This is a genomic window from Nostoc sphaeroides (assembly GCF_003443655.1).
In the GTDB taxonomy this organism is placed as follows: domain Bacteria; phylum Cyanobacteriota; class Cyanobacteriia; order Cyanobacteriales; family Nostocaceae; genus Nostoc; species Nostoc sphaeroides.
In genome coordinates this window covers 1176533-1202012 of record NZ_CP031941.1, presented here as the reverse complement: position 1 = coordinate 1202012, position 25480 = coordinate 1176533, and the positions used below count along the sequence as shown (strand labels likewise).

The 25480-nt window shown below is 41.8% G+C and carries 19 protein-coding genes and 2 pseudogenes; 11 read left to right on the top strand and 10 right to left on the bottom strand.

Features of this window, described 5'->3' with window-relative positions; genetic code table 11:
• Nucleotides 1–27: 27 nt before the first annotated feature.
• Complete coding sequence (locus D1367_RS05635; protein ID WP_069072491.1) at nucleotides 28–690, bottom strand: ATP-dependent Clp protease proteolytic subunit; 663 nt, start codon at nucleotides 688–690, stop codon at nucleotides 28–30.
• 238 nt (nucleotides 691–928) lie between these two features.
• On the opposite strand from D1367_RS05635, the gene D1367_RS05630 reads away from it, so the two are divergent.
• The 6 genes and pseudogenes from D1367_RS05630 to D1367_RS05605 all read left to right on the top strand — a co-directional run.
• Complete coding sequence (locus D1367_RS05630) at nucleotides 929–2185, top strand: vWA domain-containing protein (protein WP_118164306.1); 1257 nt, start codon at nucleotides 929–931, stop codon at nucleotides 2183–2185.
• 12 nt (nucleotides 2186–2197) lie between these two features.
• Complete coding sequence (locus D1367_RS05625; RefSeq protein WP_118164303.1) at nucleotides 2198–3499, top strand: vWA domain-containing protein; 1302 nt, start codon at nucleotides 2198–2200, stop codon at nucleotides 3497–3499.
• A 306-nt stretch (nucleotides 3500–3805) separates the two neighbouring features.
• On the top strand, nucleotides 3806–4030 hold the full coding sequence (locus D1367_RS05620; RefSeq protein ID WP_118164298.1) for a hypothetical protein: 225 nt from the start codon (nucleotides 3806–3808) through the stop codon (nucleotides 4028–4030).
• A complete protein-coding gene (locus tag D1367_RS05615) occupies nucleotides 4021–4422 on the top strand; it encodes a type II toxin-antitoxin system VapC family toxin (protein WP_118164294.1) in 402 nt (133 codons plus the stop codon). The genes D1367_RS05620 and D1367_RS05615 overlap by 10 nt, the downstream gene beginning before the upstream one ends.
• Before the next feature lies 1 nt (nucleotide 4423).
• Nucleotides 4424–4651: pseudogene (locus D1367_RS05610) on the top strand (hypothetical protein); the annotation flags it as partial.
• A gap of 371 nt (nucleotides 4652–5022) precedes the next feature.
• Nucleotides 5023–5574 (top strand): annotated as a pseudogene (locus D1367_RS05605) (Rpn family recombination-promoting nuclease/putative transposase); the annotation flags it as partial.
• A gap of 67 nt (nucleotides 5575–5641) precedes the next feature.
• Here D1367_RS05605 and D1367_RS05600 read toward each other — a convergent pair.
• Nucleotides 5642–6718, bottom strand: coding sequence for a PIN/TRAM domain-containing protein (locus D1367_RS05600; protein ID WP_118164291.1), 1077 nt, complete (start codon nucleotides 6716–6718; stop codon nucleotides 5642–5644).
• A gap of 412 nt (nucleotides 6719–7130) precedes the next feature.
• On the opposite strand from D1367_RS05600, the gene hemW reads away from it, so the two are divergent.
• Nucleotides 7131–8312, top strand: a complete 1182-nt coding sequence (gene hemW, locus D1367_RS05595; RefSeq protein ID WP_118164287.1) for a radical SAM family heme chaperone HemW — start codon at nucleotides 7131–7133, stop codon at nucleotides 8310–8312.
• Nucleotides 8313–8357: 45 nt separating this feature from the next.
• Nucleotides 8358–9245, top strand: coding sequence for a UTP--glucose-1-phosphate uridylyltransferase (locus D1367_RS05590; protein ID WP_118164284.1), 888 nt, complete (start codon nucleotides 8358–8360; stop codon nucleotides 9243–9245).
• 104 nt (nucleotides 9246–9349) lie between these two features.
• On the opposite strand, the gene D1367_RS05585 is transcribed toward D1367_RS05590, so the two are convergent.
• Nucleotides 9350–10750: a hypothetical protein gene (locus D1367_RS05585; RefSeq protein WP_118164281.1), complete on the bottom strand. Its 1401-nt coding sequence runs from the start codon at nucleotides 10748–10750 to the stop codon at nucleotides 9350–9352.
• Between the two features lie 377 nt (nucleotides 10751–11127).
• On the opposite strand from D1367_RS05585, the gene D1367_RS05580 reads away from it, so the two are divergent.
• Together D1367_RS05580 and D1367_RS05575 are read left to right on the top strand one after the other, a co-directional pair.
• Nucleotides 11128–12252, top strand: a complete 1125-nt coding sequence (locus D1367_RS05580) for a THUMP domain-containing class I SAM-dependent RNA methyltransferase (RefSeq protein WP_118164278.1) — start codon at nucleotides 11128–11130, stop codon at nucleotides 12250–12252.
• A 171-nt stretch (nucleotides 12253–12423) separates the two neighbouring features.
• On the top strand, nucleotides 12424–13047 hold the full coding sequence (locus D1367_RS05575; protein WP_118164275.1) for a Uma2 family endonuclease: 624 nt from the start codon (nucleotides 12424–12426) through the stop codon (nucleotides 13045–13047).
• 86 nt (nucleotides 13048–13133) lie between these two features.
• On the opposite strand, the gene D1367_RS05570 is transcribed toward D1367_RS05575, so the two are convergent.
• From D1367_RS05570 to fni, 7 genes are all read right to left on the bottom strand, one after another.
• Nucleotides 13134–14477 (bottom strand): TMEM143 family protein, encoded by a 1344-nt coding sequence (locus tag D1367_RS05570; RefSeq protein ID WP_118164272.1) that lies wholly within the window; start codon nucleotides 14475–14477, stop codon nucleotides 13134–13136.
• A 311-nt stretch (nucleotides 14478–14788) separates the two neighbouring features.
• On the bottom strand, nucleotides 14789–16402 hold the full coding sequence (locus D1367_RS05565) for an NAD(P)/FAD-dependent oxidoreductase (RefSeq protein WP_118164267.1): 1614 nt from the start codon (nucleotides 16400–16402) through the stop codon (nucleotides 14789–14791).
• Nucleotides 16403–16633: 231 nt separating this feature from the next.
• On the bottom strand, nucleotides 16634–17662 hold the full coding sequence (locus tag D1367_RS05555; RefSeq protein WP_118164259.1) for a S66 peptidase family protein: 1029 nt from the start codon (nucleotides 17660–17662) through the stop codon (nucleotides 16634–16636).
• A gap of 248 nt (nucleotides 17663–17910) precedes the next feature.
• The gene (locus tag D1367_RS05550; RefSeq protein WP_118164255.1) at nucleotides 17911–20343 is read right to left on the bottom strand and encodes a dynamin-like GTPase family protein; all 2433 of its coding nucleotides are present in this window, start codon (nucleotides 20341–20343) and stop codon (nucleotides 17911–17913) included.
• 712 nt (nucleotides 20344–21055) lie between these two features.
• The gene (gene sppA / locus D1367_RS05545) at nucleotides 21056–22891 is read right to left on the bottom strand and encodes a signal peptide peptidase SppA (RefSeq protein ID WP_118164251.1); all 1836 of its coding nucleotides are present in this window, start codon (nucleotides 22889–22891) and stop codon (nucleotides 21056–21058) included.
• 13 nt (nucleotides 22892–22904) lie between these two features.
• Complete coding sequence (locus tag D1367_RS30035) at nucleotides 22905–23105, bottom strand: hypothetical protein (protein WP_147337336.1); 201 nt, start codon at nucleotides 23103–23105, stop codon at nucleotides 22905–22907.
• A gap of 39 nt (nucleotides 23106–23144) precedes the next feature.
• Complete coding sequence (gene fni, locus D1367_RS05535; RefSeq protein WP_118164243.1) at nucleotides 23145–24194, bottom strand: type 2 isopentenyl-diphosphate Delta-isomerase; 1050 nt, start codon at nucleotides 24192–24194, stop codon at nucleotides 23145–23147.
• 153 nt (nucleotides 24195–24347) lie between these two features.
• On the opposite strand from fni, the gene D1367_RS05530 reads away from it, so the two are divergent.
• On the top strand, nucleotides 24348–24950 hold the full coding sequence (locus D1367_RS05530; RefSeq protein ID WP_118164240.1) for a Uma2 family endonuclease: 603 nt from the start codon (nucleotides 24348–24350) through the stop codon (nucleotides 24948–24950).
• Nucleotides 24951–25480: the final 530 nt, after the last annotated feature.

Sequence of the window (25480 nt, the reverse complement as noted above, 5' to 3'; positions counted from 1 at the left end):
GACAAAGGACAAAGGACAAAGGACAAATTAAAGGACACTGGCAGGGAGTGGGGGATTGGCGAGTTCTTCTTTCTCAAAAACTCGGTCAATAAGCCCGTATTCCTTAGCTTCGTAGGGTGTTAAATATAACAGCCGATCCATGTCTTTGGTAATTTTTTCTGGGGGTTGTCCAGTGGTGCGATGTAAGATATCAACTAACGCCCCTTTATTTACCAAAACTTCCCTGGCGCGAATTTGAATATCCGTTGCTTGACCTTGGGCGTAGCTCTTGGGCTGATGCAGGATAATCGAGGAGTGAGGCAAACTAGCACGGCAACCTTTTGTACCAGCACTGAGTAGCATCGCTGCCATTCCCATCGCGGAACCGACGCAAATGGTGTGGATAGGAGGTTTGATATATTTCATGGTGTCAAAGATGGCGAAGGCTTCGGTTTCAAAGCCAATGGGTTCGCCACTGTAACCGGAAGTGCCGGTGGAATTGATATAGATTTTAATCGGTTTTTCGGGGTCGTCGGATTGCAAAAATAGCAATTCGGCCACGATTAATTCCGTGACAGCAGGCACCAGAGGCATCCCAATATAGACAATTCGCTCCTTCAATAAGAGGGAAGGTAAATCTGGCGGTGGTGTCCGGTAAAAGTTATCGCCGTAATATGGGGCTTGAACAGCCTTAATTGGGGAAATGTCCATAGCAACTGATCGCCTGAAACTATGCCGTTAACTGTAATACATCCTAGCGCGATGCCAGCCTGACTCAAGGTGCGGATTTCTCCCTAATGCTGAAGGTGGCTTCGCATCTGCCAATGCTTGGCTTCTAAGATATTCTGATTATATTAGTGTATTTGTGTTGGATAGGTTTTCCGTAGAGTTAAAGTGTTGCTTTGAAGTTATTTTTTAATATGTATATCCTGAATAGGGACTTTGAGTTATGAAGGTTAATTTGCAGCCTGCCTTGAATGATGGTAATTTGGACGCGAATCAACTGAATAGTCAACGTCAGTTGGGAATTTCGATTTCAGCGATCGCAGAAAATCTAGACCGCGATGTACCCCTGAATTTATGCTTAATTCTCGATCATAGTGGTTCGATGAGTGGGCGATCGCTAGAAACGGTCAAAAAAGCCGCGAATCGTCTGGTGGATAGACTCAATCCTGGCGATCGCCTCAGTGTTGTAGTTTTTGATCACCGTGCCAAAGTCTTAGTACCCAGTCAAAGTGTCGAAGATCCAGAGAAAATTAAACAGCAAATTAATCGCCTAGCCGCCGATGGTGGAACTGCGATTGATGAAGGATTGCGCTTGGGGATTGAGGAGTTGGCGAAGGGCAAAAAAGATACTGTTTCCCAAGCTTTTTTATTAACCGACGGTGAAAATGAACATGGTGATAATAATCGCTGTTTAAAATTCGCTCAATTGGCTGCTAGCTATAATTTGACTTTAAACACTTTGGGATTTGGTGACAATTGGAACCAAGATGTTTTAGAAAAAATTGCTGATGCTGGCTTAGGTACTTTATCTTATATTCAAAAACCCGAACAGGCAGCCGAAGAGTTTAATCGCCTGTTCAGCCGTATTCAAACAGTGGGATTGACTAATGCTTATCTGTTATTCTCCTTGATGCCCAATGTCCGGTTAGCAGAACTTAAACCTGTGGCGCAAGTTTCCCCAGACACAATTGAGTTACCACTGCAACAAGAAGCTGATGGACGTTTCGCTGTGCGGTTGGGAGATTTAATGAAAGATGCAGAACGGGTAATCTTAGCTAATATTTATTTGGGACAATTGCCAACAGGTGAACAAGCGATCGCTAATGTGCAAGTCCGCTACGATGACCCAGCCGCCAATAAGGTAGGTTTAGTTACACCAAATATCCCAGTTTACGCCCATGTACTCAAAAATTACCAAGCAGACCCAAATCCCCAGGTGCAACATTCTATTTTAGCATTAGCTAAGTATCGCCAAACCCAGCTAGCCGAAACGAAATTACAACAGGGCGATCGCTCTGGTGCGGCGACAATGTTACAAACGGCTGCGAAAACTGCCTTGCAAATGGGAGATACTGGGGCGGCGACGGTGTTGCAAACTTCTGCCACCCAGCTACAATCTGGTGGAGATTTATCTGAAAGCGATCGCAAGAAAACCAGAATTGTCTCCAAAACAGTTTTGCAAGATACCCCTCCCCAGTAAACTCAGGTTTAGATGAAAGTTAAATTGCTCTCGGCGTTAAATGACAATAATGTTGATGTCGCTCAAACAAATAGCCAACGTCAATTAGCAATTACAATTTCGGCGTTGGCGCAGCCCGCCGAAGGCATCGCTGGTGAGTCCGATCAAAATCTCCCCCTTAATCTCTGCCTGATTTTGGATAAAAGTGGTTCCATGCATGGACAACCAATTAAAACGGTGATCCAGGCAGTGGAAGGATTAATAAATCGGTTGAAAGTAGGCGATCGCATCTCAGTTGTGGCTTTTTCTGGTTCTGCGTCAGTCATTATCCCCAACCAAGCGATTGAAGACCCCGAAAGCATCAAATCTCAAATAAAAAGCAAACTGACTGCTAGCGGCGGCACTGCGATCGCTGATGGTTTGGAACTGGGAATTACAGAATTGATGAAGGGGACAAGAGGCGCTGTTTCCCAGGCGTTTCTGCTGACGGATGGGCATGGTGAAAGCGGTTTGCGGATTTTGAAGTGGGATATCGGGCGAGATGACAACAAACGCTGTCTTCAACTCGCGCAAAAGGCTGCCAAGCTGAACCTAACTATCAACACTTTCGGATTTGGCAATAGCTGGAATCAGGATTTGCTGGAAAAAATTGCTGATGTCGGTGGTGGGACTTTAGCTTATATTGAACGCCCTGAACAAGCTGTGGAGCAATTTAGCCGACTGTTTGGACGGATTCAGTCGATTGGGTTAACTAATGCCTACCTGCTGTTATCTTTAGTGCCTAATGTGCGATTAGCAGAATTGAAACCCATTGCCCAAGTTGCGCCAGACACAATCGAGTTACCAGTGGAACCGGAAGCTGATGGTAGCTTTGCTGTGCGTTTGGGAGATTTGATGCAGGATGTAGAAAGGGTAGTTTTGGCAAACATTTATCTAGGACAATTGCCAGAAGGTAAGCAAGCGATCGCTCATTTGCAAATCCGTTATGATGACCCGTTGGTTAACGAACAAGGCTTACTTTCGTCCCTCATGCCAGTATATGCAGATGTAGTGCGGGCATATCAACCGACATCTAATCCCCAGGTGCAACAGTCTATTTTAGCATTAGCGAAGTATCGTCAGACCCAGTTAGCCGAGGCGAAATTGCAACAAGGCGATCGCACTGGTGCAGCCACGATGCTACAAACAGCTGCTAAAACCGCTTTACAAATCGGAGATAAAGGGGCAGCGACAGTGTTGCAAACTTCCGCCACTCGTTTGCAAGCTGGAGAAGAACTTTCTGAAGCAGAACTCAAGAAAACTAGGATTGTGTCAAAGACTGTTTTACAGGAATAGTAAAAATTCAGCCTTGCTGATTAACGGGATGAGAGTTTCGCGCTTTGGCGCAAAGCGAGAAAAAATATTTTATTCCTCAATTGAGCAACAAAGTAATAGCATATTCCTAATTTAACGTGAGTTCGATAAACCTCTCCCAGCCTTGAACTAAAGTTCAAGGCTGTCCCTCTCACCCGTCGGAGAGGGAAGATTTTGCGTAGTAAAATCTCTTAGAGGTCTTTTTGATTGAGCTAATTAAGCGGACACTATATAAGCCGTCGAATTCACGTTAACTTATTGATTAACAACTAGCGAAGAGTTTGACTTATGCTTATCCAGAAGATTGTCCAAGAATTGCAAGACATCCCTGAAGACAAACTAGCAGAACTTTATGACCTAATTCACTACTTTCGACTAGGTTTAAGTCAAGAACGTACACAACCCCTTGCGGTGAGCGAAGTCGAACCGCGCACCCCTGGTTTATTAAAAGGACAACTCGGCGATGCTTTCTTTGAACCACTGCCAGAAGAAGAACTCCAGCAATGGGAATAAGCTACCTTATCGACACCCATATCCTGCTGTGGTGGCTCTTTGATGATCCAAAACTCCACACTGACTGCCGAGACATCATTCGCAACCCAGATCATCGGATTATTGTCAGCAGTGCTTCTGCTTGGGAAATTGCCACCAAATACCGTATGGGTAAACTACCCGAAGCCAAACAACTTGTTGAGCAATATTCACAGATATTGCATCAGGCTAAATTTATCGAACTTGCCATCACCACAGCCCATGCGCTCAGAGCAGGAAGCCTAGCGATCGCCCACCGAGATCCCTTTGATCGCATGATCATGGCTCAGGCTGAACTCGAAAGTTTACTTGTCATCACCTACGACAAAGCCTTCCAGACTGGACTGATTCAGGTAATTCCTGACCTCAAGTAAAGCCAAGTATCACCAAACCCAGTTAGCCGAGGCTAAATTGCAACAAGGCGATCGCACTGGTGCAGCCACGATGCTACAAACAGCAGCTAAAACCGCTTTACAAATTGGAGATAAAGGTGCAGCGACAGTGTTGCAAGCCTCAGCGACTCGCCTGCAAGCTGGAGAAGAACTTTCGGAAGCAGACCTCAAGAAAACTAGGATTGTATCAAAGACCGTTTTACAGGAATAGTAAAAATACAGCGTTGCTGATTAACGAGGCTTTTCATAAACTAATGCTGCTTGGTGATGCCTGCGGGGAGCAATTGGGGGAGATTAAGCCACGACCTCGCAACTTCCTTGCTCGGTGGCAACTAGATCAATTGCTTTGCAAATTAAAGCTGATCAACTGATCACTACTGAAAAGCCAACCAAACCAATGCACCGAGTAACGGAAATCCAGATTATTTCAACTAGATAAAATCTGCTACTACCAAAACATAACCAAAAATTACTGATGGCTTAACCATCAACCATAAATATCTGTACTTGAATACTTAAATATTTGGATTAAAGAATTTTGGATAAATAGCAAATGAGTGAGCTATTTGGTAAAATTCTAAAATTTTTGACAATATCTGTAAATTTTTAGCTGAAAATTTCTCCAGCGATTTCGCCACTTGGTTATTAGGTGAACCTATTACTTTAACCGAACTAAGTCCAAAAGAATTATCTCTCGAACCCATTCGTGCTGATGCCCTAATTCTGCTACAGTCGGAGCAAAACATCTTACATTTGGAATTTCAAACCCAAGCTGATCCTGAAATTCCTTTTCGGATGATTGACTATCGGTTGCGAGTATATCGCCGCTTTCCAGACAAAGCAATGCATCAAGTTGTAATTTATCTTAAGCAGACAAATTCAGAGTTGGTGCAACAAAATACATTTACAATTGCTGGGACACGCCATGAATTTTCAGTTATCAGACTTTGGGAACAACCAACTGAAGTATTTCTGAGAACGCCTGGACTGTTACCCTTTGCAGTTTTGAGTAGTACAATTGATCCAGAAGCCGTGCTTAACCAAGTTGCACGAGAAATTAATAGTATGACAGAATCAAGAAATCAAAGTAATATTGCTGCTTCCACGGCGATTTTAGCTGGTTTAGTATTAGACAATAAATAATCGGTGCAGTCAACCTGCACCGATTAGTAAGTGGACTCGAATTAAACATCCCATTGTTTCACGCTAATGCTGAAGCTTGGGGTTTGGCAAAAATCATTCTTCCTGCGGTGGTTTGTAAAGCACTGGTGACTACTACTCGCAGTTCACCACCCACATAATTGCTACCTTCTTCAACGACTACCATTGTGCCGTCATCTAGGTAGCCAATACCTTGACTGGGTTCTTTGCCTTCCTTGAGAATTTTCAAATCAAGGTTGTCGCCAGGTAAATAACTGGGACGGACAGCGTTCACTAAATCATTTACATTTAAAACAGGTACTTTCTGAACACTGGCGACTTTAGACAAGTTGTAGTCGTTGGTTAGCAATGTACCGCTAATTTCTTGGGCAAAGCGCACCAACTTGGCATCTACTGTGGGAATATCTTCGTAGTCAATTGTATTAATCACGATGCGATCGGGATATTCTTCTTTAATGCGGTTGAGAATTTCTAGTCCTCGTCTTCCCCGCACCCGCTTTTGGTCTTTGCTAGCATCGGCTACTTGTTGGAGTTCTTGCAAGACAAACTGCGGTACAAGAATTTGCCCTTCTAAAAACCCTGTTTCTAGTAACGCTTCAATGCGACCATCAATAATGCAGCTAGTATCTAAAACTTTCGTATTGGCTGGTTTTAATGTTCCTTCCACTACCATTGATTCGACGGTGTTGGGATTAATGAACCGCAATAAACCTCGCCCGTGGGTGTCTGCCAAATTCATGCCAGTCACGGAGAGGATAATACTGCCGACAACTGCCACTAGTGGCTTAATAAATCCAAAGTCCGCCGGGATGGGTAGCAAAAATAGTGGGGCTAGCATCAGGTTAGCTAGTAATAGCCCAATCACTAAGCCGATCGCACGAGTTAAGATCACTTCCAGAGGCATTTCTTTGATTTGTGATTCTAGGCGACGATATGTCGTCTGGAAACTCAGCCCGATCGCACCACCAATAATAGCGGCAAAGACGGCAACAACTAATCGTAAAGCTTCAAGATTTGTTACCTGATCTAGCGTGCCATTGGGTAGCAGTTCAATGCTGTAGAACCCTATTCCCGACGCTGCTAGGATAAATGAAAAAATAATAATGGCGTCAAGCATGGTTGTCTTGTTTTCCTGCAACTGTGGTAACCGATAAAGTTAAGTATTTTTTATTTCATCGGTAAGATAAACTCATCAATATTGACTTACACTAAGGGTTTAGTAGGACAATATCTGCAATTATTATAACCAAAGGCTTTTATCTTCATATTTTTCATTGTTTCGTTGTAAAACGACAAAAACTTGTAAAGAAACTACTTATTTTGCAAGAATTTAGAATCCAGAATCCAGAATCCAGAAGTCAGAATTAAGAAGACTTTGATACCCAAACTTGATAATTTTAATAAAATCAAGAAGTTATTTCACGCTTGATTTTACAGTTATTCTGGCTCCTGACTCCAGAAGGACTGAATTCTTACCTCATTTTCATTGCCTCTAATTCGCAGTTGGCTTAACTTCATCTTTTCTCAAAATGAGTCAAAAATTTAGTGTTTCTGAAATTGCCAGTTCTGCGTATGTGCATATTCCTTTTTGCAGACGGCGGTGTTTTTATTGTGATTTCCCGGTGTCTGTTGTGGGCGATCGCTTGCGGGGCGAAACATCTGGTACTATCTCCCAATATGTTGAGGTGCTATGTCAAGAAATTGCCATTACACCAGCATTTAGTCAACCTCTGAAGACAATTTTCTTCGGTGGTGGTACTCCTTCACTGCTATCAATAGAGCAGTTACGACGGATAGTAACAGAGCTAGAGAAGCATTTTGGTATTGCCTCTGGGGCAGAAATTTCTATGGAAATTGACCCAGCCACCTTTGATTTAGCCCATATAGCAGGCTATCGCCATGTCGGCGTGAACCGCGTAAGTTTAGGTGTACAAGCCTTTCAAGGAGAATTATTGCAGAGGGCGGGGCGATCGCACTCAGTTGAAGATATTTTCGCAGCTGTGGAACTAATCCACCAAGTCGAGATTCCCGAATTTAGCTTAGACTTAATTTCTGGGTTGCCGCATCAGTCTTTGGATCAATGGCAAGATTCTCTCGCTAAAGCGGTAGCGATCGCACCCACTCACATCTCCATCTACGATCTTACCATCGAACCAGGTACAGCCTTTGGGCGTTACTACAAACCTGGTGATACTCCTTTGCCTACGGATGAAGCCACAGTCAAAATGTACCAGATGGGGCAGCAGGTTTTGACTAGTGCAGGTTATGAGCATTATGAAATTTCTAATTATGCTCAACCTGGTCATCAGTGTCGGCATAATCGAGTCTATTGGGAAAACCGCCCTTACTATGGCTTTGGTATGGGTGCGGCGAGTTATGTTGACGGGAAACGGTTCACTCGTCCCCGTAAAACTAGGGAGTATTATCAGTGGGTGCAAGCTGGTGGTGTGATTGATTGTGATGTGACTCCCCCAAAGGAAGTATTGTTAGAAACGTTAATGTTGGGGTTGCGTTTGGCGGAGGGTTTGAGTTTGACGGCGTTGGCAAAGGGGTTTGGGGAAGAGAAGGTAGAGGAAATTTGCTGGTGTTTGCAAGGGTATTTTGATCAAGGTTGGGTGGAAGTTGCAGAGGGAAGGTTGCGTTTGATTGATCCCCAAGGGTTTTTGTTTTCTAATGTGGTGTTGGCGGAGTTGTTTGAGAAGTTGGGGTAACGAACCGCAGAGGCGCAGAGGACGCAGAGAGAGGAAGAGAGGTTTATGCAGAAAAATAAAGTTAGAAAAGCTGTGATTCCGGTAGCTGGTTTTGGGACTCGGTTGTTTCCAGCTACTAAAGTTGTGAAAAAAGAACTTTTTCCGATTATTGATCGAGATGGTAGGGCAAAACCTGTGATTTTAGCAATTATTGAAGAGGCAATTAGTGCTGGAATTACAGAAGTGGGGATTGTGGTACAGCCGGATGATAAAGAAATATTTGAAGATTTTTTGAAAAACCCACCCAAAAAAGAACTTTTAAATAAACTTTCACCGCAAAATCAAGAATATAGCCGATATCTTGAAGATTTAGGTAGCAAAATTACCATATTATTGCAGGAGGAGCAATTAGGCTATGGTCATGCGGTATTTTGTGCTAAAGATTGGTTACAAGATGAGCCGTTTTTGCTAATGTTGGGCGACCATATTTATGCATCTGATATTGACAAATCTTGTGCTAGTCAACTTTTAGATGTTTATGAACAAGTTAATCAAAGCGTTGTGAGCCTAACTACAACGCCAGCAGAAAATCTTCATACATCTGGGTGTGTAACAGGAGTTTGGCAAGAGTTTAACGCGATTCTGGAAGTTACACAACTCTATGAAAAACCTACCATTGACTATGCACAACAACATTTGCGCGTACAGGGAATGGTAGAAAATGAGTTTTTATGTATATTTGGTTTGTATTTACTAACGCCGAAAATTTTTGACTTTTTAGCAGAACACATAAACCAAAATTTCCGAGAACGAGGCGAATTTCAGTTAACATCTTGTCTTGATAGATTGTGTCAGGAAGAGGGAATGAGAGGATATGTTGTTAAAGGCAAGTGTTTTGATACAGGTTTGCCAGATGCTTATCGTCAGACAATGATTGATTTTAGAAATTGCTAGATTGAATCTCAGTTCGATTCGTTTGCCTGGGAGCATCTCACCTTTACTGAGTAGTTTATTCCTTGGAAGTCTCTTGTGTAAAGTTGAAAATTAAGCTAAATCAATCACAAAACTATCTCAAAACTAGCGGTAGTTAGAGCAGGAAAGGAGCTAGCACCCAATTGTGCAAATTTACCCCCCCCGGAATTTAGATCAGCAAAATCATCCGCCGAACCATTGGGGTTATAAAAGAGACTACCATTTGCGCTATTGTAAACAATCACCGCACTACTACTTGCTGCTAAAGTATCGTTCGTCACTGTGGCAAAGTCTGCGAAATTTAATTCAGTTGGAAAAACTGAGTTACTTAGAGCGATAAAGGTAGATTTAGATAGTTGGATGTTGTCTTGCGTAGGATTGAAGTCATCAATAATATCAACTCCGAGTTCGTTAATATCAAACTTTGATCCTGTTGCAAATGCAAACTTATCTGAACCACCGCCTCCTTTTAAGAAGTCATCCCCACTATCTCCCTGTAGGTAATCGTTGCCTTGATTCCCAATCAGAATATCTTTTCCACTACTGCCAAAAAGAATATCATTACCCTTGCCCCCCAGAAGGTTGTCGTCACCACTACCCCCATCTATTCTGTCTGCACCATTTCCACCAATAAGGATGTCAGAACCTGCTCCCCCATCAATGTAATGATTACCAATAACACCAGAAAGCGAAATACTGTCATCACCGTTTCCAGCAAAAATAACCTTATCGCCATCTGAGAAATTCCCCCAACTAAAGGTATCGTCTCCATTTGTGGTAATAACATCAGTACTTATCACATTTCTGGCTCGAGCAACTGCCTCTTTTATGGCATCAGCAAAATTCTCACTTTTAGAATCAAGAGTCAGTACACCACCTCTACCAAGCTGGGTAACTAGTATCTCGTAATCGAGTGCAACATCACTCGTAGTTAGAAAAATTGGAATAATGTTATTTGCTTCTAGTGCAGTTTTTACTTGTCCAATCTCTGGATAATCTTCATTAGGATCAATTACACCATCTCCATTATTGGGAATAGTATGACTTGGACTAACTGCTGCCCGATCGCCAGCAACGTGATAAAGAGCATCGGTGGCTATTATAACAACACGAAATGAACCCACTCTATAACCGAGACTACCACCGCTATCTAAAGCTGTGTACAAGAGTGCGTCTAATTGTGATTCGGAGCCATCATTCCCACCAAAAGCTTCCAAATCAAAGATTTTGTCTTTAATTGTTGTTACATTATTTGTTAAAGCGACTTCTGGTTTATATACATAGTCAGCGAAACCCCCAAAAGGCGGTATTGGCTTATCCTTGAAGGAAGCAATACCAAATTTTAGGTCATTACCAAAAATTCTTGCTAATTTCGGGTTAGTTAACCGATTTACCGTCGCCGGAAGTACGGATTTTAGCTTGCCCAAATCATCATTAGATGACGATGTTAAGTCTTTTAGCAGAACAATATCAGATACGAAAGTCATAGCTTATCCCTCTGGCTATTTTAATTAATGGGTTGTATTGCAAAGTGCCTGAACACTTCAGATTGATGTTATCAGGGTTAATTAGATTTAAGATAGTACTTAAAATGAAGAAATAATAATCTCTGTCCACAAATATTTGCTGTGTCCTTACTCCGGCTTAATTTCCTTTGTCTGGGGCTTGTTATGCTGGCGTTGCTGATTAAATGTATAAGTCTGGGTGTAGGAAAGTTTTGAAATCACGCAAAATCATTTTTATACCTCAATTCAGCAACGCCAAAAGGTTATAATCGCAGACTTAACAGAGAATGTCACAATATATGAGTTAAGCTAAAGTGCGTCAATGGGTCAGCAGTGAAGACAATGCTTTGGATTAGAGGATGAATCAGTATTTTGCAACGGTTGCTCGTGGATTAGAAACCCTTGCGGCTCAGGAGTTAGAGCAGCTAGGCGCTCATTCAGTGGAGCCTGGGTTTTGCGGTGTAGCCTTTGAGGGCGATCGCACCCTACTTTATCGCGTCAACCTCTGGGCTAGGCTGCCGTTCCGAATTTTGGTGAATATCCATGAATTTCCTTGCCTTGATGCCAAGGATCTCTATCGCGGCATTCAGACTATCGATTGGCAAAACTATCTCACGCCAGATATGACGCTGGCAGTGAATACCACAGGTAAAAACAATAATCTCAACCACACCCACTTCACATCTCTCCAGATCAAAAATGCGATCGTTGATCAGCAGAAAGAAAATCTGGGCGAACGTTCAAATGTAGAGCTTCATGAACCAGATGTGCGGGTCAATGTTCATATTGAACGCGATAGTTGTACCGTTAAACTCGACAGTTCTGGAAATAGTCTGCATCGCCGAGGCTACCGTCCTGCGGTTGGCGCAGCCCCTCTAAAGGAATCTCTAGCTGCTGCCCTGATTCAACTTTCGGGTTGGCAGACAAACCAAATGTTTTATGATCCTCTCTGTGGATCTGGCACTTTACCTCTCGAAGCTAGCTTAAAGGCACTGAATATCGCACCAGGATTGTTTCGTGAATCCTTTGGATTTGAAAATTGGCTCGATTTTGATTTAGCCCTTTTAGAAAAGCTGCTGCAAGAAGCTAAGGATAGCCAACTGGATACTCTACCCGCGCCGATTTGGGGAAGCGATCGCGATGAAAATATAATTGAGCAAGCGATTAACAATGCTCAAAACTGCGGCGTTGATAACCATGTATGGTTTTCTCAAATGGAGCTTGCTGATATTGTCGCCCCCGCAGACAGTGGGGTTTTATTCTGCAATCCACCTTATGGCGAACGGCTGGGGCGAGATAGCGATTTAGGGGCATTTTACAAACTTTTGGGCGATGTGCTGAAACAACGCTTCAAAGGCTGGACTGCGTTTGTGCTAAGTGGCAATAAAGAACTGTCTCAATCGATTGGGCTAAAATCATCGCAGCGAATCGCGGTGTATAACGGAACGTTGCCCTGTCAGTTAATGAAATATGAGTTGTACTAAGATAGAATCGAGCAGATTTTGCAATTTGGATTATGGTTTAGCGATCGCTCTCAACTACAATTTTTTTAATCTCCATAAATTAATCTAGTTGCTCTGCATCCAAATTATTTTTTGGTCATCAAAAACAGTCAACCGTTTTGGTGTAACCGGATTTTTTAAAGGCAGGCGAATATGCATACTGTAATTACACCTGAAAGAATAGAGTTGCCACCTGGTACAGTCGTAAGGATGTTGGGATCTTGGCAAGATTATCAAGTGCTGAGTCAGCAACTTGGAGATCGCTCCTCACCTCGCATTAAATATCGACCTGGAGAGATTTTGCTAATGGCACCGCTACCAGAGCATGGAAGAGATGCAAGCTTGCTGGGATTGATAGTAACAGCTTTACTTGACCACTTAAACCGCACATACGACTCATTTACGCCCATCACCATGAGCAAGCCTCTTGTTAGCGGTATTGAGCCTGACTATTGCTTTTATATTGAAAATTGGAGATCCGTAGTAGGTAAGAATCGTATCGACTGGCAGAATGACCCTCCACCAGATTTAGTGATTGAGGTAGATGTTACTAGCTATACCAATATTAATGACTATCTTCCTTATAAAGTGCCAGAGGTTTGGCTGTTAAAGAATAAGCAGCTATTAGTTTATAAATTGCAGGGTGAAAATTACGCAATTACAGAAAGCACCTATTTTCCTAACATAAGAGAAATTGTCCAGCAATGCCTTCAAATTGGAAACGAGCAAACAACAAGTGAGGCGATTAAGTGGTTAAGAAACTTTTTGCGTGGGTAAATAAAAGTAGTAGAAGTAAGCGAATTTGTTTCTAGTACTTTCTTCAAAAATTGGTTCTTGTGTTATCGAAACCCTAGTCCGTTTGCCTACAAGATTATCCCGTTATATTGAAAGGCATTATCCCAAACATAATCAATCACTGCTTTAGCATCATCCAAGGGGAGAACTTGACACGCTCCCTGCTGATTATAGGTTAATAAAGGGATTTCTGGTACATTGTCTGTTGTTTTGCTGTTGGGAATTACTTGACCACGAATATCTTCTAGATTGCTTAGAGGCCCTTGAATATCAAAGTTAATCTTTGTGCCTAATTTATTCTCCATCCAAGTTTCGATGCGAGAATCTAATTGTTCAGGCTTTAACGGTGTCGGGCTGGTAAGTAAGTGATAGTATGCCAGAATAATTTCCTTACATTCTTCTTCTTCTGCCAATTCAATAAACATTTGAAAGACACTGGTATTGTTGGCTAAATTCTGGAAAAATAACGTATCGGTAACTGTTTTTTGGAATTTAATTTTTTTATTTTTGTAATTAGTGTATTGCTTAAAGGCAAATCCACCCAAAGATATCGTTAATGATAAAGTTGCCACCAAAATTGGCATAAAATTTCTGACTTGCTCCAACTCTACATTTAATAATTCAATTAAAAATGATACATTTAGTACTAGTAAAATTGCCGCAACCAGCAATAATAAATTCGGCAATGTTCTTAATATCAAAGGAATTGCTGCCCCAATAGCAGGAATTCCAAATAGTAAGCGATCTTTCCAAGTCATACTCGTTTTCACGTTGGGAAAGAGTAAGTCAATATCTAGCTTGGGAATATTTTTGTAGCAGTAAAGATACATCTTACCGGGAATGAATTTTAAATCTTGGATGTTGGCTTTTTTTGCACGAAAGTAAGCCGCTTCTTTGAATTTGACAAATAAAACAATCCGTTCCAAGATATCAATAGTCTTTTCTTCTCGCCAAAAGAAGAATTTTTTTACCGAAATTTTTTTATAACTATCACCCCGGTAGTAACAGATAAAGCGGTCAAAATCCTCAAAATCGACTTGAGTTTTCAAATCAATTAGAGATGTGGTTGCCAGCGATCGCTTGACAATCGATTCAGGCAAAAGAAGATAATTCGCTCTTTCGACAATATGCTGAAAGGCATCAACTACCTTTAACTCCATTTCATCATATTGCTCGAAGGTTGGTGGAGTTATTGGTTGAATATCTTCATTGGGGTTAAAGGGTACATAATTATCTTTGATAATTTCTAAGGTTTTATGAAAGCGAAAGTGATAGTATGCAGTGAGGATTTTGCAGAAATCTTGAAATTTTTGGGCATCAGCTTCATTTAGTTGACCGTCTTGCAGGCAAAGTTTGATAATATCGCTGCGAGTATAAGGAATGAATGCTTCTCGATTTTTGTCAACAACCATGTTCTTTTTTAACGAACCGCCAAGGACGCAAAGGACGCAAAGAGAAGAAAGAAATGCTTAACTGACCTGTATTGGTTTTTATTAATAACTAAATTTTAGTATCTTGCGTGGGAAGTCTGACAATTTTTCCTGAGCAGAGAGGGTAAATAAAGTTCGTAGTAAGGACTTTAGTCCTGGATTTTTAAGCACGTTTTGTGCTTAGGGACTTCCAAGAAATAAACGAACCACAGAGACACAGAGAACACAGAGGAATAAGGAGGAGAGAGTTTTTTCGCCAGTTTGTTGAGTATTTTTTATTTGGAAGTCTTTTACTAAAAACTCACATTCCTCAAAATACTTAAAGCCACTGCCTCTGCCACCTTGATACCATCGATACCAGCTGAGAGAATTCCCCCTGCGTATCCTGCGCCTTCACCAGCCGGATAAAGTCCGACTGTATTTAAACTCTGATAATCTTCTTTGCGTTTAATCCGAATCGGTGATGAAGTGCGGGTTTCTACCCCAGTCAACACGGCATCATCCATCGCAAATCCTTTAATTTGTTTGTCAAAAGCAGGAAGTGCTTCGCGGATGGCTGCGATCGCATAATCTGGTAAACTCTCACTCAAATCACCCAAATGTACCCCTGGTGTATAAGATGGTTTAACTGTACCGAATGCTGTGGAGGGGCGATGGTTGAGAAAGTCTCCCACCAACTGCCCTGGCGCTTCATAAGTTCCACCGCCCAATTCAAAAGCTCGTTCTTCCAAGCGCCGTTGGAAGTCAATTCCCGCCAAGGCATTGCCCGGATAATCTTCGGGGGTGATGCCCACAACGATCGCACTATTGGCATTGCGCTCATTGCGAGAGTATTGGCTCATCCCATTGGTGACAAGTCGCCCCGGTTCTGATGCGGCTGCAACTACTAAGCCTCCTGGACACATACAGAAACTATAGACGGAACGACCATTTTGGCAATGGTGAACCAGTTTGTAATCGGCAGCACCTAAAAGCTTATGACCAGCTTGAGCGCCGAAACGACATTTATCGATGAGAGTCTGGGGATGTTCGACTCGAAAGCCGATGGAAAAAGGTTTCGGCTCGATGTAAACTCCACGATTAAATAGCATTTGGAAGGTATCGCGGGCGCTATGACCGACTGCGAGAACTACATAATCGCTGGCGATATATTCCCCACTAGCGAGGGTTACTCCCCGCACCTGTCCATTTTCGATGTTGATATCTTCCACCCGGCTTTGAAAGCGAATTTCACCGCCGAGGGATTCGATTTTGGCACGCATACTTTGGACGATTCCCACCAGTTTGAAAGTGCCGATATGCGGTTTGTTGATATAGAGAATTTCCGGTGAGGCTCCCGCATTGACGAGTTCGGTTAGTACCTTACGCCCATAATGCTGAGGATCTTTGACTTGACTGTAGAGTTTGCCATCGGAGAATGTACCCGCGCCACCTTCGCCAAACTGGGCATTAGATTCGGGGTTGAAGTCTGATTTTTTCTTCCAAAAGCCAAAAGTATCAGCAGTGCGATCGCGGACTTGTTTGCCACGTTCTAAAATGATGGGACGGAACCCCATTTGCGCCAGCATCAAACCCGCAAATAAGCCACAAGGCCCAGTACCAATGACGATGGGGCGAATCGTCAAATTGCTTGGTGCTTGTGCCACTGGGCGATAACTCATGTCTGGCGTAGCCATCACATGAGGATCTTTTTTCAGGCGCTTAAGTAGATGAGTTTCCTGAGTCGTTTCTACATCCAGAATATAAACAAGGGTAATCTCTCCTTTCTTACGGGCATCATAGCTACGCTTGAAAATGGAATAGCTGATCAAATCTTCGTCCGTGATTTGCAGCTTTTTAAGGATGGCAGCCTTGATCTCATCTTCAGGATGATCAAGCGGAAGCTTTACTTCTGTTAGTCGTAACATGGCGAGGAGAAATGCATACTGTCTATCAAAATTTTAATCAAAACCATCTTATTTTAGATTTTAATTTTTGGATTTTGGATTTTGAATCTTCAATCCCAAATTTAAAAAGGTCTAAATGTGAATTTATCTCTAAGAGTTGCGCCCGAATTTATACTCGCTCCCCAATAAGCAAGCTACGCAAAATAAATCTAAAATCTAAAATTATTTGACTTTTGACTTTTGACTTTTGACTTACCCAAAGGGGCTGACTGCCTCCTCTAACATTCTTATTGTCCCAAGTTCAGCATTTATTTCCACTTCCACACCGATTGGCAAAGTAAATTTATCCTTAATATGACCAATCATTGAACCATACCAAGCAGGAATACCTAAAGGTAGTATGTGTTGTTGCAATACTTGCATTAATGTAAACGATGGTTCATCTCCAAGACTACATTTAGTGCATTGCCCAAAGATAAAGCCAGCAATTTGGTTGATTATCCCAGCAGTTTTTAACTGCGTCAGCATCCTATCTATACGATAAACATCCTCGCCAACTTCTTCCACAAACAGAATGCTTTTGTTCCAAGAAGGTAAATAAGGTGAACCTACCATTGCTGATAAAACTGACAAGTTTCCACCTACAAGTTTACCCCTCGCCTTTCCCGGTGCTATAATCTCCATCCGCACTTCGCTAGGGTTGAGATTTTGCATAGTCACAGCTTCAGCATTAAATAGGATGCGCTTGAAGTAATCGACTGTAAATTGATTCCAGGTAGACGTAGCAACTGGCCCATGAAAAGTAATCATTTGACTACGGGCATTAATTGCCAACAACAGCGTCGTAATATCGCTGTAACCGATGATAATTTTCGGATGGGAGCGAATTAGCGAGTAGTTGAGTAGGGGTAAAATGCGATTACAACCCCAACCTCCACGCATGGGAATAATTGCTTTTATGGTGCGATCGCTAAACATTAAGTTTACATCCTGGGCGCGATCGCCGTCTTTACCCGCTAAATAGCCGTAACGATCTAAAATATGCTTCCCCAGCTTGACTTTTAACCCTAACTGTGAAATTGATTGTTGCGCTGTTTCAATGTCTTTAGCGTCAACGATACCCGCAGGGGAAATCAATCCTACGGTATCGCCAGCTTGCAGGCGGGGCGGCTTGCGGATAGTGTTTAAAGATGGCTTACCCTCAGCAGTAAGTGGTGATATTTGGGTGGCTAGGGTAGCTAGTCCACAAGTTGTGAGAAATTCCCGACGTTTGATATTCATAATCATTTAGTTGGGGATTAGGGATTGGGATAGTGATACCATTTCACGAAAATCCTGATACATATAGATTTATCGTAGGGGCATGGCAAAGACAAGCCCAAACAGCAGCGTATTTGTATCATTATTAAAGTGAAATGGTATGACGAATTGTAATAGGTTATAGCAACGCCTAAATTAGATCCCCGACTTCTAAAAGAAGTCGGGGATCTGGACACCGCGAATTTTCACAGAGATTAAAATTAAACCTCTTATACCGAATCTGAAACCAAAAACTCATTTTTAACAAACTTACCAACACTATCAACCGAATCACCAATCACAGGCAAAAGATTGTCATATAATTGCATCGTCTGTAAACAACTATTAATACTAGAAGCTGCTGAATTATATGCTGCAATATTTTCTTCAACAACACTCAATAATCGGCGATTATTCGCAATTTTTTCTTCAGCTTCTTGTTCTAATGTTTTCTCTAAATAAGCACGCGCTTGTGGGTATTGCTGCAAAATTTCATCTGCTTGCTGATCTGCCATTGGCAATAAGTGAGTTTTGAGCGTTTGATTAATGGTTTGACGGAAAGATTTACGAATAGTGTGGGAAACTTTTGGTTCAAAATCTAACTTCAATAATTGCCTAATTGCCGGTTCTGCTTCCACAATACTTTCAGCGTCGTAACCTTGAGAAGTTTGTGATAAAGTTTGGCGAAATTGATATATAGAAAAAGTGCCTTCATCATAAAATCTGGGACTTTCTCGCACAAAGCGATCGCACTCTACACTAGCTGCACTAAATAATGCTTGAGCAACTCCTTTTTCTAAAATTCTGATCTCTAGTTCAATACCACCATCATTATCTAATAAACGATACAACTGGCGATAATATTCTGACTTGCGAATCTTTTCAATCAATCGCTGGAAATAATTCGCCACTACTTGCTGAGAAGATTCAACCAAAATATCTTCTAATTGATTTGCTAAGTAATAAAATGCCTCTACTAAAATAGCAAGCAAAGGTGCGGTAGCGTTGCGAGGATGGCTGATGGTTGCACGTTGATAAGCAGAAGCTACAGAAAAAGTATCTAGCAATTCATCTAAACGGCGAATCATTCGTGATTGCAATTGCTTAAAATCTGCTTCAAAAGCATCACAAGAATTATTAATTATTTGGTTAACTTCTTCTGTGATATGCTCATGAAAGTCTCTACCAATTTGCTGGAGTTGCTGATTTAGGCGTTGTAATTCTTGCGCCTTCATCGTCTCAATTTCTTGGGGCTGACTATCTAAATCGCGTTGGACACTCTGATAATGTTTCTTCAGCTTAATACAAACATCTTCTAAATCATCAGCAAGATTTTTAAATAATTGGGGGCGCTTTTCTTCGGTAAGATAGCGAGTAATTGCTGTGCGGAATTCTTCAGTACCACTATCTTTAATTAGCTGTTCGATAATTTCATTTCCCCAATCTCCTAGAATCCGCACATAATTTTGATTTGGGGTTTCAAAGCCGTTAACAGAGACACGGAATTTACTAGAAGACAGCTTTCCTGAATTTACACAGTAGTTGTTAAACGCATAGACAAATTGTGGTGTTTCTTCTTTACCATCTAAACCTTTAATACTTTCTGCAAAAACAGAATCTAAACCAAATCTATCTTGTTGGCTTGTCTGTTTAATCTGACTGCCATAAAATCCTAATAATCCACTCGTTTTATAAACCTTGTTTGAATTGTGAAATTGCCCAATAATTAAATCGTCTAATCGTTGCCGTAGCTGAGTATTATACCAAGTTTCATCGATGCGGTTGAAAATATAGAAAACGCGATCGCGTACTCCCCCATTCTCCCGCATTAGTTCCAAAAGTTCTGTTTCTTCTTTTGTCATCTCACCCGCCGCAGCAGGCTTTAGCACACACACCACCGCCGAAGTATCAGGATGTTGAATTTTGGCATAAGTTAGTTGGGCATCTTTCTCTACTGGTGCATCTATACCCGGCGTGTCAATAATTACATTACCATCTTGTAGCAAAGGATGATTGCAATAATATTCTATTCGCTTCAATACTGCACTATTACTACCACGACGGGCATATCCAGCCGCTTCCTTGAGATTAGAAAAGTTAAATTGTTCCATTGAGTATGTAGCATTATTAACCGTGTTGATGCGATCGCGGTTTGCTATATATCCCTCTACCAACAACATTAACGCCTTCGCCTGTTTTGCACGTTCTGATTTATTCTCACCACCCTCCTGCTGAATAATAGTTTCAGAATATTGACGTAGCAAGTTAATTAAATCAGCTTGGTTGATATTAGGTACTGTCTTAAATCCTAGTTGCTGACACAAATAAGCTACTTGTTCTCGAATCTCTACTTCACTTAAAAATGTCAAAACAACACGTTCTTTATCTACTTCTGCATACTCAATTTTGCATTCTGTACCTGTAGCGTGTCCCTCTGCACTGTAAAGTAATTCCCTCTCCAATAGGGCATTGATTAGCATTGATTTCCCGGCACTAAACGCACCCGCAAATACAATTTCAAACTTGGGAGAAATAGCTTTACTTAGGGAAGTTCGTATAGGTGTAATATCTTGAGAACGTAGCGTTGGTTCTTGTTGTAAAAGTTGTAATATAGACTCAACCTGCTCTTTCAAATTTTTGCACTGAAGCGGTAAATCTGACATATTCAGCATCCTGATAACATTTATGTATATATTAGTAATATTTATTGTGGAGATGGTTCAGAAAAATTACTGATAAAGTTAATGCTGTTTAAGCTGCTGGATATTAGATAAACGACTAATTAATGACTAATTAAAATTTTTGCTATCAGATTAAAACCCCATGACGATTTAAGACAAAGCTTAAAGAATTTTGTCAAATGAAATAGTCATTGGTGCAAATGAAGAATTTAGGTTTAATAGAAGTTTTGACAAACAAGTGTAGGTTGGGTTGAGGAACGAAACCCCACAATATGTTGGGTTTGTTGGGTAACACTAAAGTTCAACCCAACCTACAAATATTCTTAACTGTTGTAAGGGTAAAGCGCATTGCTCATTTGTGTCAACTTAACGTGAAACCCTTGTCAAAACGTGATATTCAATTCTTTGGCTGACCATCACTCAACGCGTTACCCCACCCTAACCCTCCCCTTATAAAGGGGAGGGAACTGGATTTTCTTGTTTCCCCCCTTTATAAGGGGGGACTAAGGGGGGTAAAACGTCTGTGGGATAAGCGCTTGAGCTTAAGTTGACACCTATGAGCAATGCGCTTTACCCCTACCGCATGGTCTATTTACCTGAAAATAGCTGTAAATAAAATGCTTTTGAACCGCAGAGGGCGCAGAGAGAAAAAAAGAGATTTTACCAGTCACCTTGAAAGGGTTAGAAAAAGCATCTACTCAATCTTCAAGTTGAAAGGCAAGCGGGCGTAAACCCCTCGTGGATCGTTCATATTTTGCAGAATTCCGATTTCCTGTTGCAACTTTTGGAATTCATTGGTGAGAGGATTGGATTGTTTGAGTTGCGTTCCCTCAATTCCTAAAGCAGTCCGCACTTCTTCAGTTGCACGCCCAAAAAACCGTTCTCCAAAAGTGCTAGTGCGAGGATATTCTTGCACTTCCCAATCTTCTCCTAGTTTCGCCTGCTTGGCAGTGTATGCGATCGCATTATTCAACCCGCCAATTTCATCCACTAAACCAATTTCTTTAGCCGCTACACCAGACCAAACCCGTCCTTGAGCAATTTCTGCTACTTTTTGTTCTGGGAGTTTCCGACCTTGAGAAACTTTATTCAAAAACATATCATAAATTCGGTTCACACTCCGTTGATAAAGTGCCAACTCTTGAGGCGATTTCGGACGCGAAACTGTTTGACTATCAGCATAAGTTGCAGTTTTCACCGAATCCCAGGTGATGCCGTTATTACTCGCTAGCTTTTCACCATTAAATAGCAACCCAAATACACCTATTGAGCCTGTAATGGTATTTGGTTCGGCAAAAATGCGATTAGAGTCGCTAGCAATCCAATAACCACCAGAGGCGGCTACATCACCCATTGACACTACAACCGGTTTCGCTGCACGAGTTAATTTCACCTCTCGCTGCATAACTTCGGCTGCGGTAGCGCTACCACCAGGACTATTAATTCGTAATACAACAGCTTTTACATCCTTATCTTGTCGGAGTTTCTTGAAGATTTTGGCAAAGCGATCGCCTCCTACTTGCCCATCTTCTCCTTTACCATCGACAATCTCGCCCTCAGCATAAACCACGGCAATTTCATTTTTTGAACTACGTTCTACACCGAAAGATTTGCCAGAAACTTCTGCATAGCTATTCAGGCTAATTTGTCGGAATGTTTTGTCGTCTTTATCGCTATCTGTCAACTTTTTCAGGTCAGTTACCACTTCATCAGGGTATTGGACTTGATCAACTAAACCGCTAGTTTTAGCTTCTGTGGCTTCTAGTATTGCTTGACCATCTGCGATCGCTTGCAACTGCTTAGGTTGAATTTTCCGACTTGCGCCTACAGTAGTGCGCCACTCTCCCCAAACATCATCCAACAATTTCTGAGTTTGTTCGCGGTTTTCTGGACTCAATTTTGTGAGGATAAACGGTTCTACAGCCCCCTTAAATTTCCCCACCCGCACGACTTGAACACCAATGCCATATTTTTGCAATGCACCCGCTAAGAACATCGGTTGTGAACTCAAGCCGTTGATTTCCATCATTCCCAGAGGATTAAGTACAATGGAATCTGCCACTGAACTAAGATAATATTCCTTTTTACTCCAATCGCTGCCATAAGCAACAATCTTTTTCCCCGCCGCGCGAAACTCCTCCAACGCTTTCCGAATTTCTTTCAGGGAGGCATAGCCCAGGTTACTAGCTTGGCTTGTGCTTGTTGCATCTAAATAGATCCCGACAATTCGCGGATCGCGCCGCGCCTTTTCCAAAGTTTCCACAACTTTGCGGAGTGCCATCCTATCGTCATCCACACCTGATAATGTGTTTTGAAACAGTTCGCCAGAACTAGGTTCGCTATCAGTAATTTTCATTGACAAGTCAAAAACCAGCATTGACTTATCTTTCACATTTGGCCCAGTATCTTTAGAGGAGCTAGCAGCCAATATTAGCAAGAATAATCCAGTAGTTCCCAGACCACCGAAAATAATTAGTCCTAATAAAGTGCCAAGTAAACTAGCAAAAGTTTGTTTGATAAAATTACGCATTAGTTATTAGTTATTAGTTATTGGGCATTGGGCATTGGGCATTGGGCATTGGGAATTGGGCATTGGACATGGGGCATTGGGCATCCCTTCGGCTTCGCTCAGGGCAAGTGGGCATTGGGCATTGGGTATGGGTTAATTCTTGTCCCTCATCTCCCTCATCTCCCGGTTGGTGAGCGAAGTCGAACCACATCTCCCTCATCTCTTCATTCCCCATTCCCTATTCCCCATTCCCCATTCCCCATTCCCCATTTACTTATTCTATGCGCTGTAAACTACCAGAGTGCTTTAACTGATACAAGCTAGCGTTACCAGTGCAAAATAAGACTGTGGTGATTTCGGCGATTAATACTTCAGCGAGTTCTGCAACTGCTGTCTCTGATGTTGCTGCTGCTTGCAAAAAAGGCATTGCTAAACCAGCTATATCTGCTCCCAAGGCGATCGCGGTTGCAACATCCAATCCATGACGCAAACCTCCCGAAGCAATTAAGGGCACGTCTTTGGCCATCGCTCTAATAGTTGTAATACACTCTGCTGTCGGTAAACCCCAATCAGCAAAAGTCCTTCCTAAGCGACGTTGTAAGGGATTTTCAGCCCGTTCGCTTTCTACTTTTGCCCACGAAGTACCCCCCGCACCAGCCACATCAATTGCTGCTACTCCGGCGGCGAGAAGTTTTTGGGCGATCGCTGCTGAAATGCCGTTACCAACTTCTTTTGCAATTACTGGTACTGGCAGTTTACTGCACAAATCAGATATCTTGTCAAGCAAACCCCGAAAATTAGTATCACCTTTGGGTTGAATGCACTCTTGTAGAGGGTTAATGTGTAAAATCAGGGCATCAGCTTCTAGAATATCAACTACCCGCAAACATTCATCTAAGCCGTACTTGTAGTTAAGTTGCACAGCGCCCAAGTTTGCAAATAGCAGAACATCGGGGGCATACTTGCGGACAGCAAAAGTATCAGCTACTTGGGGTTTTTCTACTGCTACGCGCTGGGAACCGACACCCATTGCAATTTTGTAGCGTTGCGCGACTTGGGCCAAACGTTGGTTAATGATTGCAGCTTGTTCTGTTCCCCCAGTCATAGAAGAAATTAACAAAGGTGCGCCAAGGTGTTTCCCCAGGAAAGTTGTACTGATATCAATATCGTCGTGGTTGAGTTCGGGTAAGCAAGAATGGGTAAAGCGATAACGTTCCAGTCCATTGGTGATTTGGTGAGACTGAACATCTTCCTCTAAACAGATCCGAATGTGATCGGCTTTGCGATTCTGAGTTTGTGCAGAGATGTTGGTAGGGGCGTTCACTGGTGGGTATGGCTAAAAGTATTGGCTTGCGATCGCTATTGTTACATTGTCTGCAACCGTATTTTTATAACAAAAATATTTATTTTCCCTATCTTTAGGGTACGTTACGCTATTGATAACATACCCATTCCCTCATTTTGTGAGTTAATTAATATGGTTTTACAAACAGAAAAGCGCTACTACACTCCAGAAGAATATTTGGAATTAGAAGAGAAGGCTGAATATAAAAATGAATACAGAGACGGAGAAATTATACCCATGACAGGTGGAACAACTAACCACAACAAAATTGCACTTAATTTTTGTCGCAAGTTTCCCTTGACAGTGCAAGGGCAAGATTCTGAGATTTACATAGGGGATGTGAAATTATCAATACCTCGTTATCGCATTAATACTTATCCTGATGTTATGGTCATCAAAGGTAAGCCTATTTATGAGGGAACAGGTAAAACAATTATCACTAATCCCTTATTAATTGTTGAAGTCTTATCAAATTCAACTAAAAATTATGACAAAACAGATAAGTTTAAATATTATCGTTCAATTCCTGGTTTTCAAGAATATATTATGATTGACCAGTATAGTTTTGCTGTGGAACAATTTGCAAAGCAAGCAGAAGGTCAATGGATTTTTAAGGAATATGAAGGTGAAGAAGCAGTTTTAGTTTTAGATTCTATCGATTTTCAAATTGCCTTGCGTGATATTTATGAGCGAGTTGATTTTGAGTTGATTGAGGAATATAGCAATCCGATTTGATTTCTGAATCACTTGTAGAGGTAAGGGACTGGGGATTGGGGACTGGGGACTGGGAAGAAAGAATAAAGGTGTACTGAGTTTTGTTCAAAAATCAAATATGAGTCCTATATTAACCAAGTTATTAACGCAGCGATCGCGATACTCAGGTTCAGCAAGCAACCGATCAATATTTCCTATCGTAATAACAGGAAGCGATGTCGGCGTATTCTCCTCGCGCATCACTTTTACTAAACTTTATCTTTCTAGAGTGTCTCAATGGGACAGTATAGTGGTTCAGTAAATGCAAAAAAAGGTGTGTTTTGTAATAGGATTGGATTGCTAGCTCAGTAATTACACGATAACAAACTTGTGTTCTGGACGAATGGGGTTGTGTTCTGAACGAATGGGGTTGTGTTCTGGACGAATGGGGTTGTGTTCTGGACGAATGGGGTTGTGTTCTGGACGAATGGGGTTGTGTTCTGAACGAATGGGGTTGTGTTCTGAACGAATGGGGTTGTGTTCTGAACGAATGAGGTTGTGTTCTGGACGAA

Coding starts and splice junctions, on each gene's coding strand:
- D1367_RS05635 (WP_069072491.1), bottom strand. CDS start 690: ATGGACATTTCCCCAATTAAGGCTGTTCAAGCCCCATATTACGGCGAT.
- D1367_RS05630 (WP_118164306.1), top strand. CDS start 929: ATGAAGGTTAATTTGCAGCCTGCCTTGAATGATGGTAATTTGGACGCG.
- D1367_RS05625 (WP_118164303.1), top strand. CDS start 2,198: ATGAAAGTTAAATTGCTCTCGGCGTTAAATGACAATAATGTTGATGTC.
- D1367_RS05620 (WP_118164298.1), top strand. CDS start 3,806: ATGCTTATCCAGAAGATTGTCCAAGAATTGCAAGACATCCCTGAAGAC.
- D1367_RS05615 (WP_118164294.1), top strand. CDS start 4,021: ATGGGAATAAGCTACCTTATCGACACCCATATCCTGCTGTGGTGGCTC.
- D1367_RS05600 (WP_118164291.1), bottom strand. CDS start 6,718: ATGCTTGACGCCATTATTATTTTTTCATTTATCCTAGCAGCGTCGGGA.
- hemW (WP_118164287.1), top strand. CDS start 7,131: ATGAGTCAAAAATTTAGTGTTTCTGAAATTGCCAGTTCTGCGTATGTG.
- D1367_RS05590 (WP_118164284.1), top strand. CDS start 8,358: ATGCAGAAAAATAAAGTTAGAAAAGCTGTGATTCCGGTAGCTGGTTTT.
- D1367_RS05585 (WP_118164281.1), bottom strand. CDS start 10,750: ATGACTTTCGTATCTGATATTGTTCTGCTAAAAGACTTAACATCGTCA.
- D1367_RS05580 (WP_118164278.1), top strand. CDS start 11,128: ATGAATCAGTATTTTGCAACGGTTGCTCGTGGATTAGAAACCCTTGCG.
- D1367_RS05575 (WP_118164275.1), top strand. CDS start 12,424: ATGCATACTGTAATTACACCTGAAAGAATAGAGTTGCCACCTGGTACA.
- D1367_RS05570 (WP_118164272.1), bottom strand. CDS start 14,477: ATGGTTGTTGACAAAAATCGAGAAGCATTCATTCCTTATACTCGCAGC.
- D1367_RS05565 (WP_118164267.1), bottom strand. CDS start 16,402: ATGTTACGACTAACAGAAGTAAAGCTTCCGCTTGATCATCCTGAAGAT.
- D1367_RS05555 (WP_118164259.1), bottom strand. CDS start 17,662: ATGAATATCAAACGTCGGGAATTTCTCACAACTTGTGGACTAGCTACC.
- D1367_RS05550 (WP_118164255.1), bottom strand. CDS start 20,343: ATGTCAGATTTACCGCTTCAGTGCAAAAATTTGAAAGAGCAGGTTGAG.
- sppA (WP_118164251.1), bottom strand. CDS start 22,891: ATGCGTAATTTTATCAAACAAACTTTTGCTAGTTTACTTGGCACTTTA.
- D1367_RS30035 (WP_147337336.1), bottom strand. CDS start 23,105: ATGGGGAATGAAGAGATGAGGGAGATGTGGTTCGACTTCGCTCACCAA.
- D1367_RS05530 (WP_118164240.1), top strand. CDS start 24,348: ATGGTTTTACAAACAGAAAAGCGCTACTACACTCCAGAAGAATATTTG.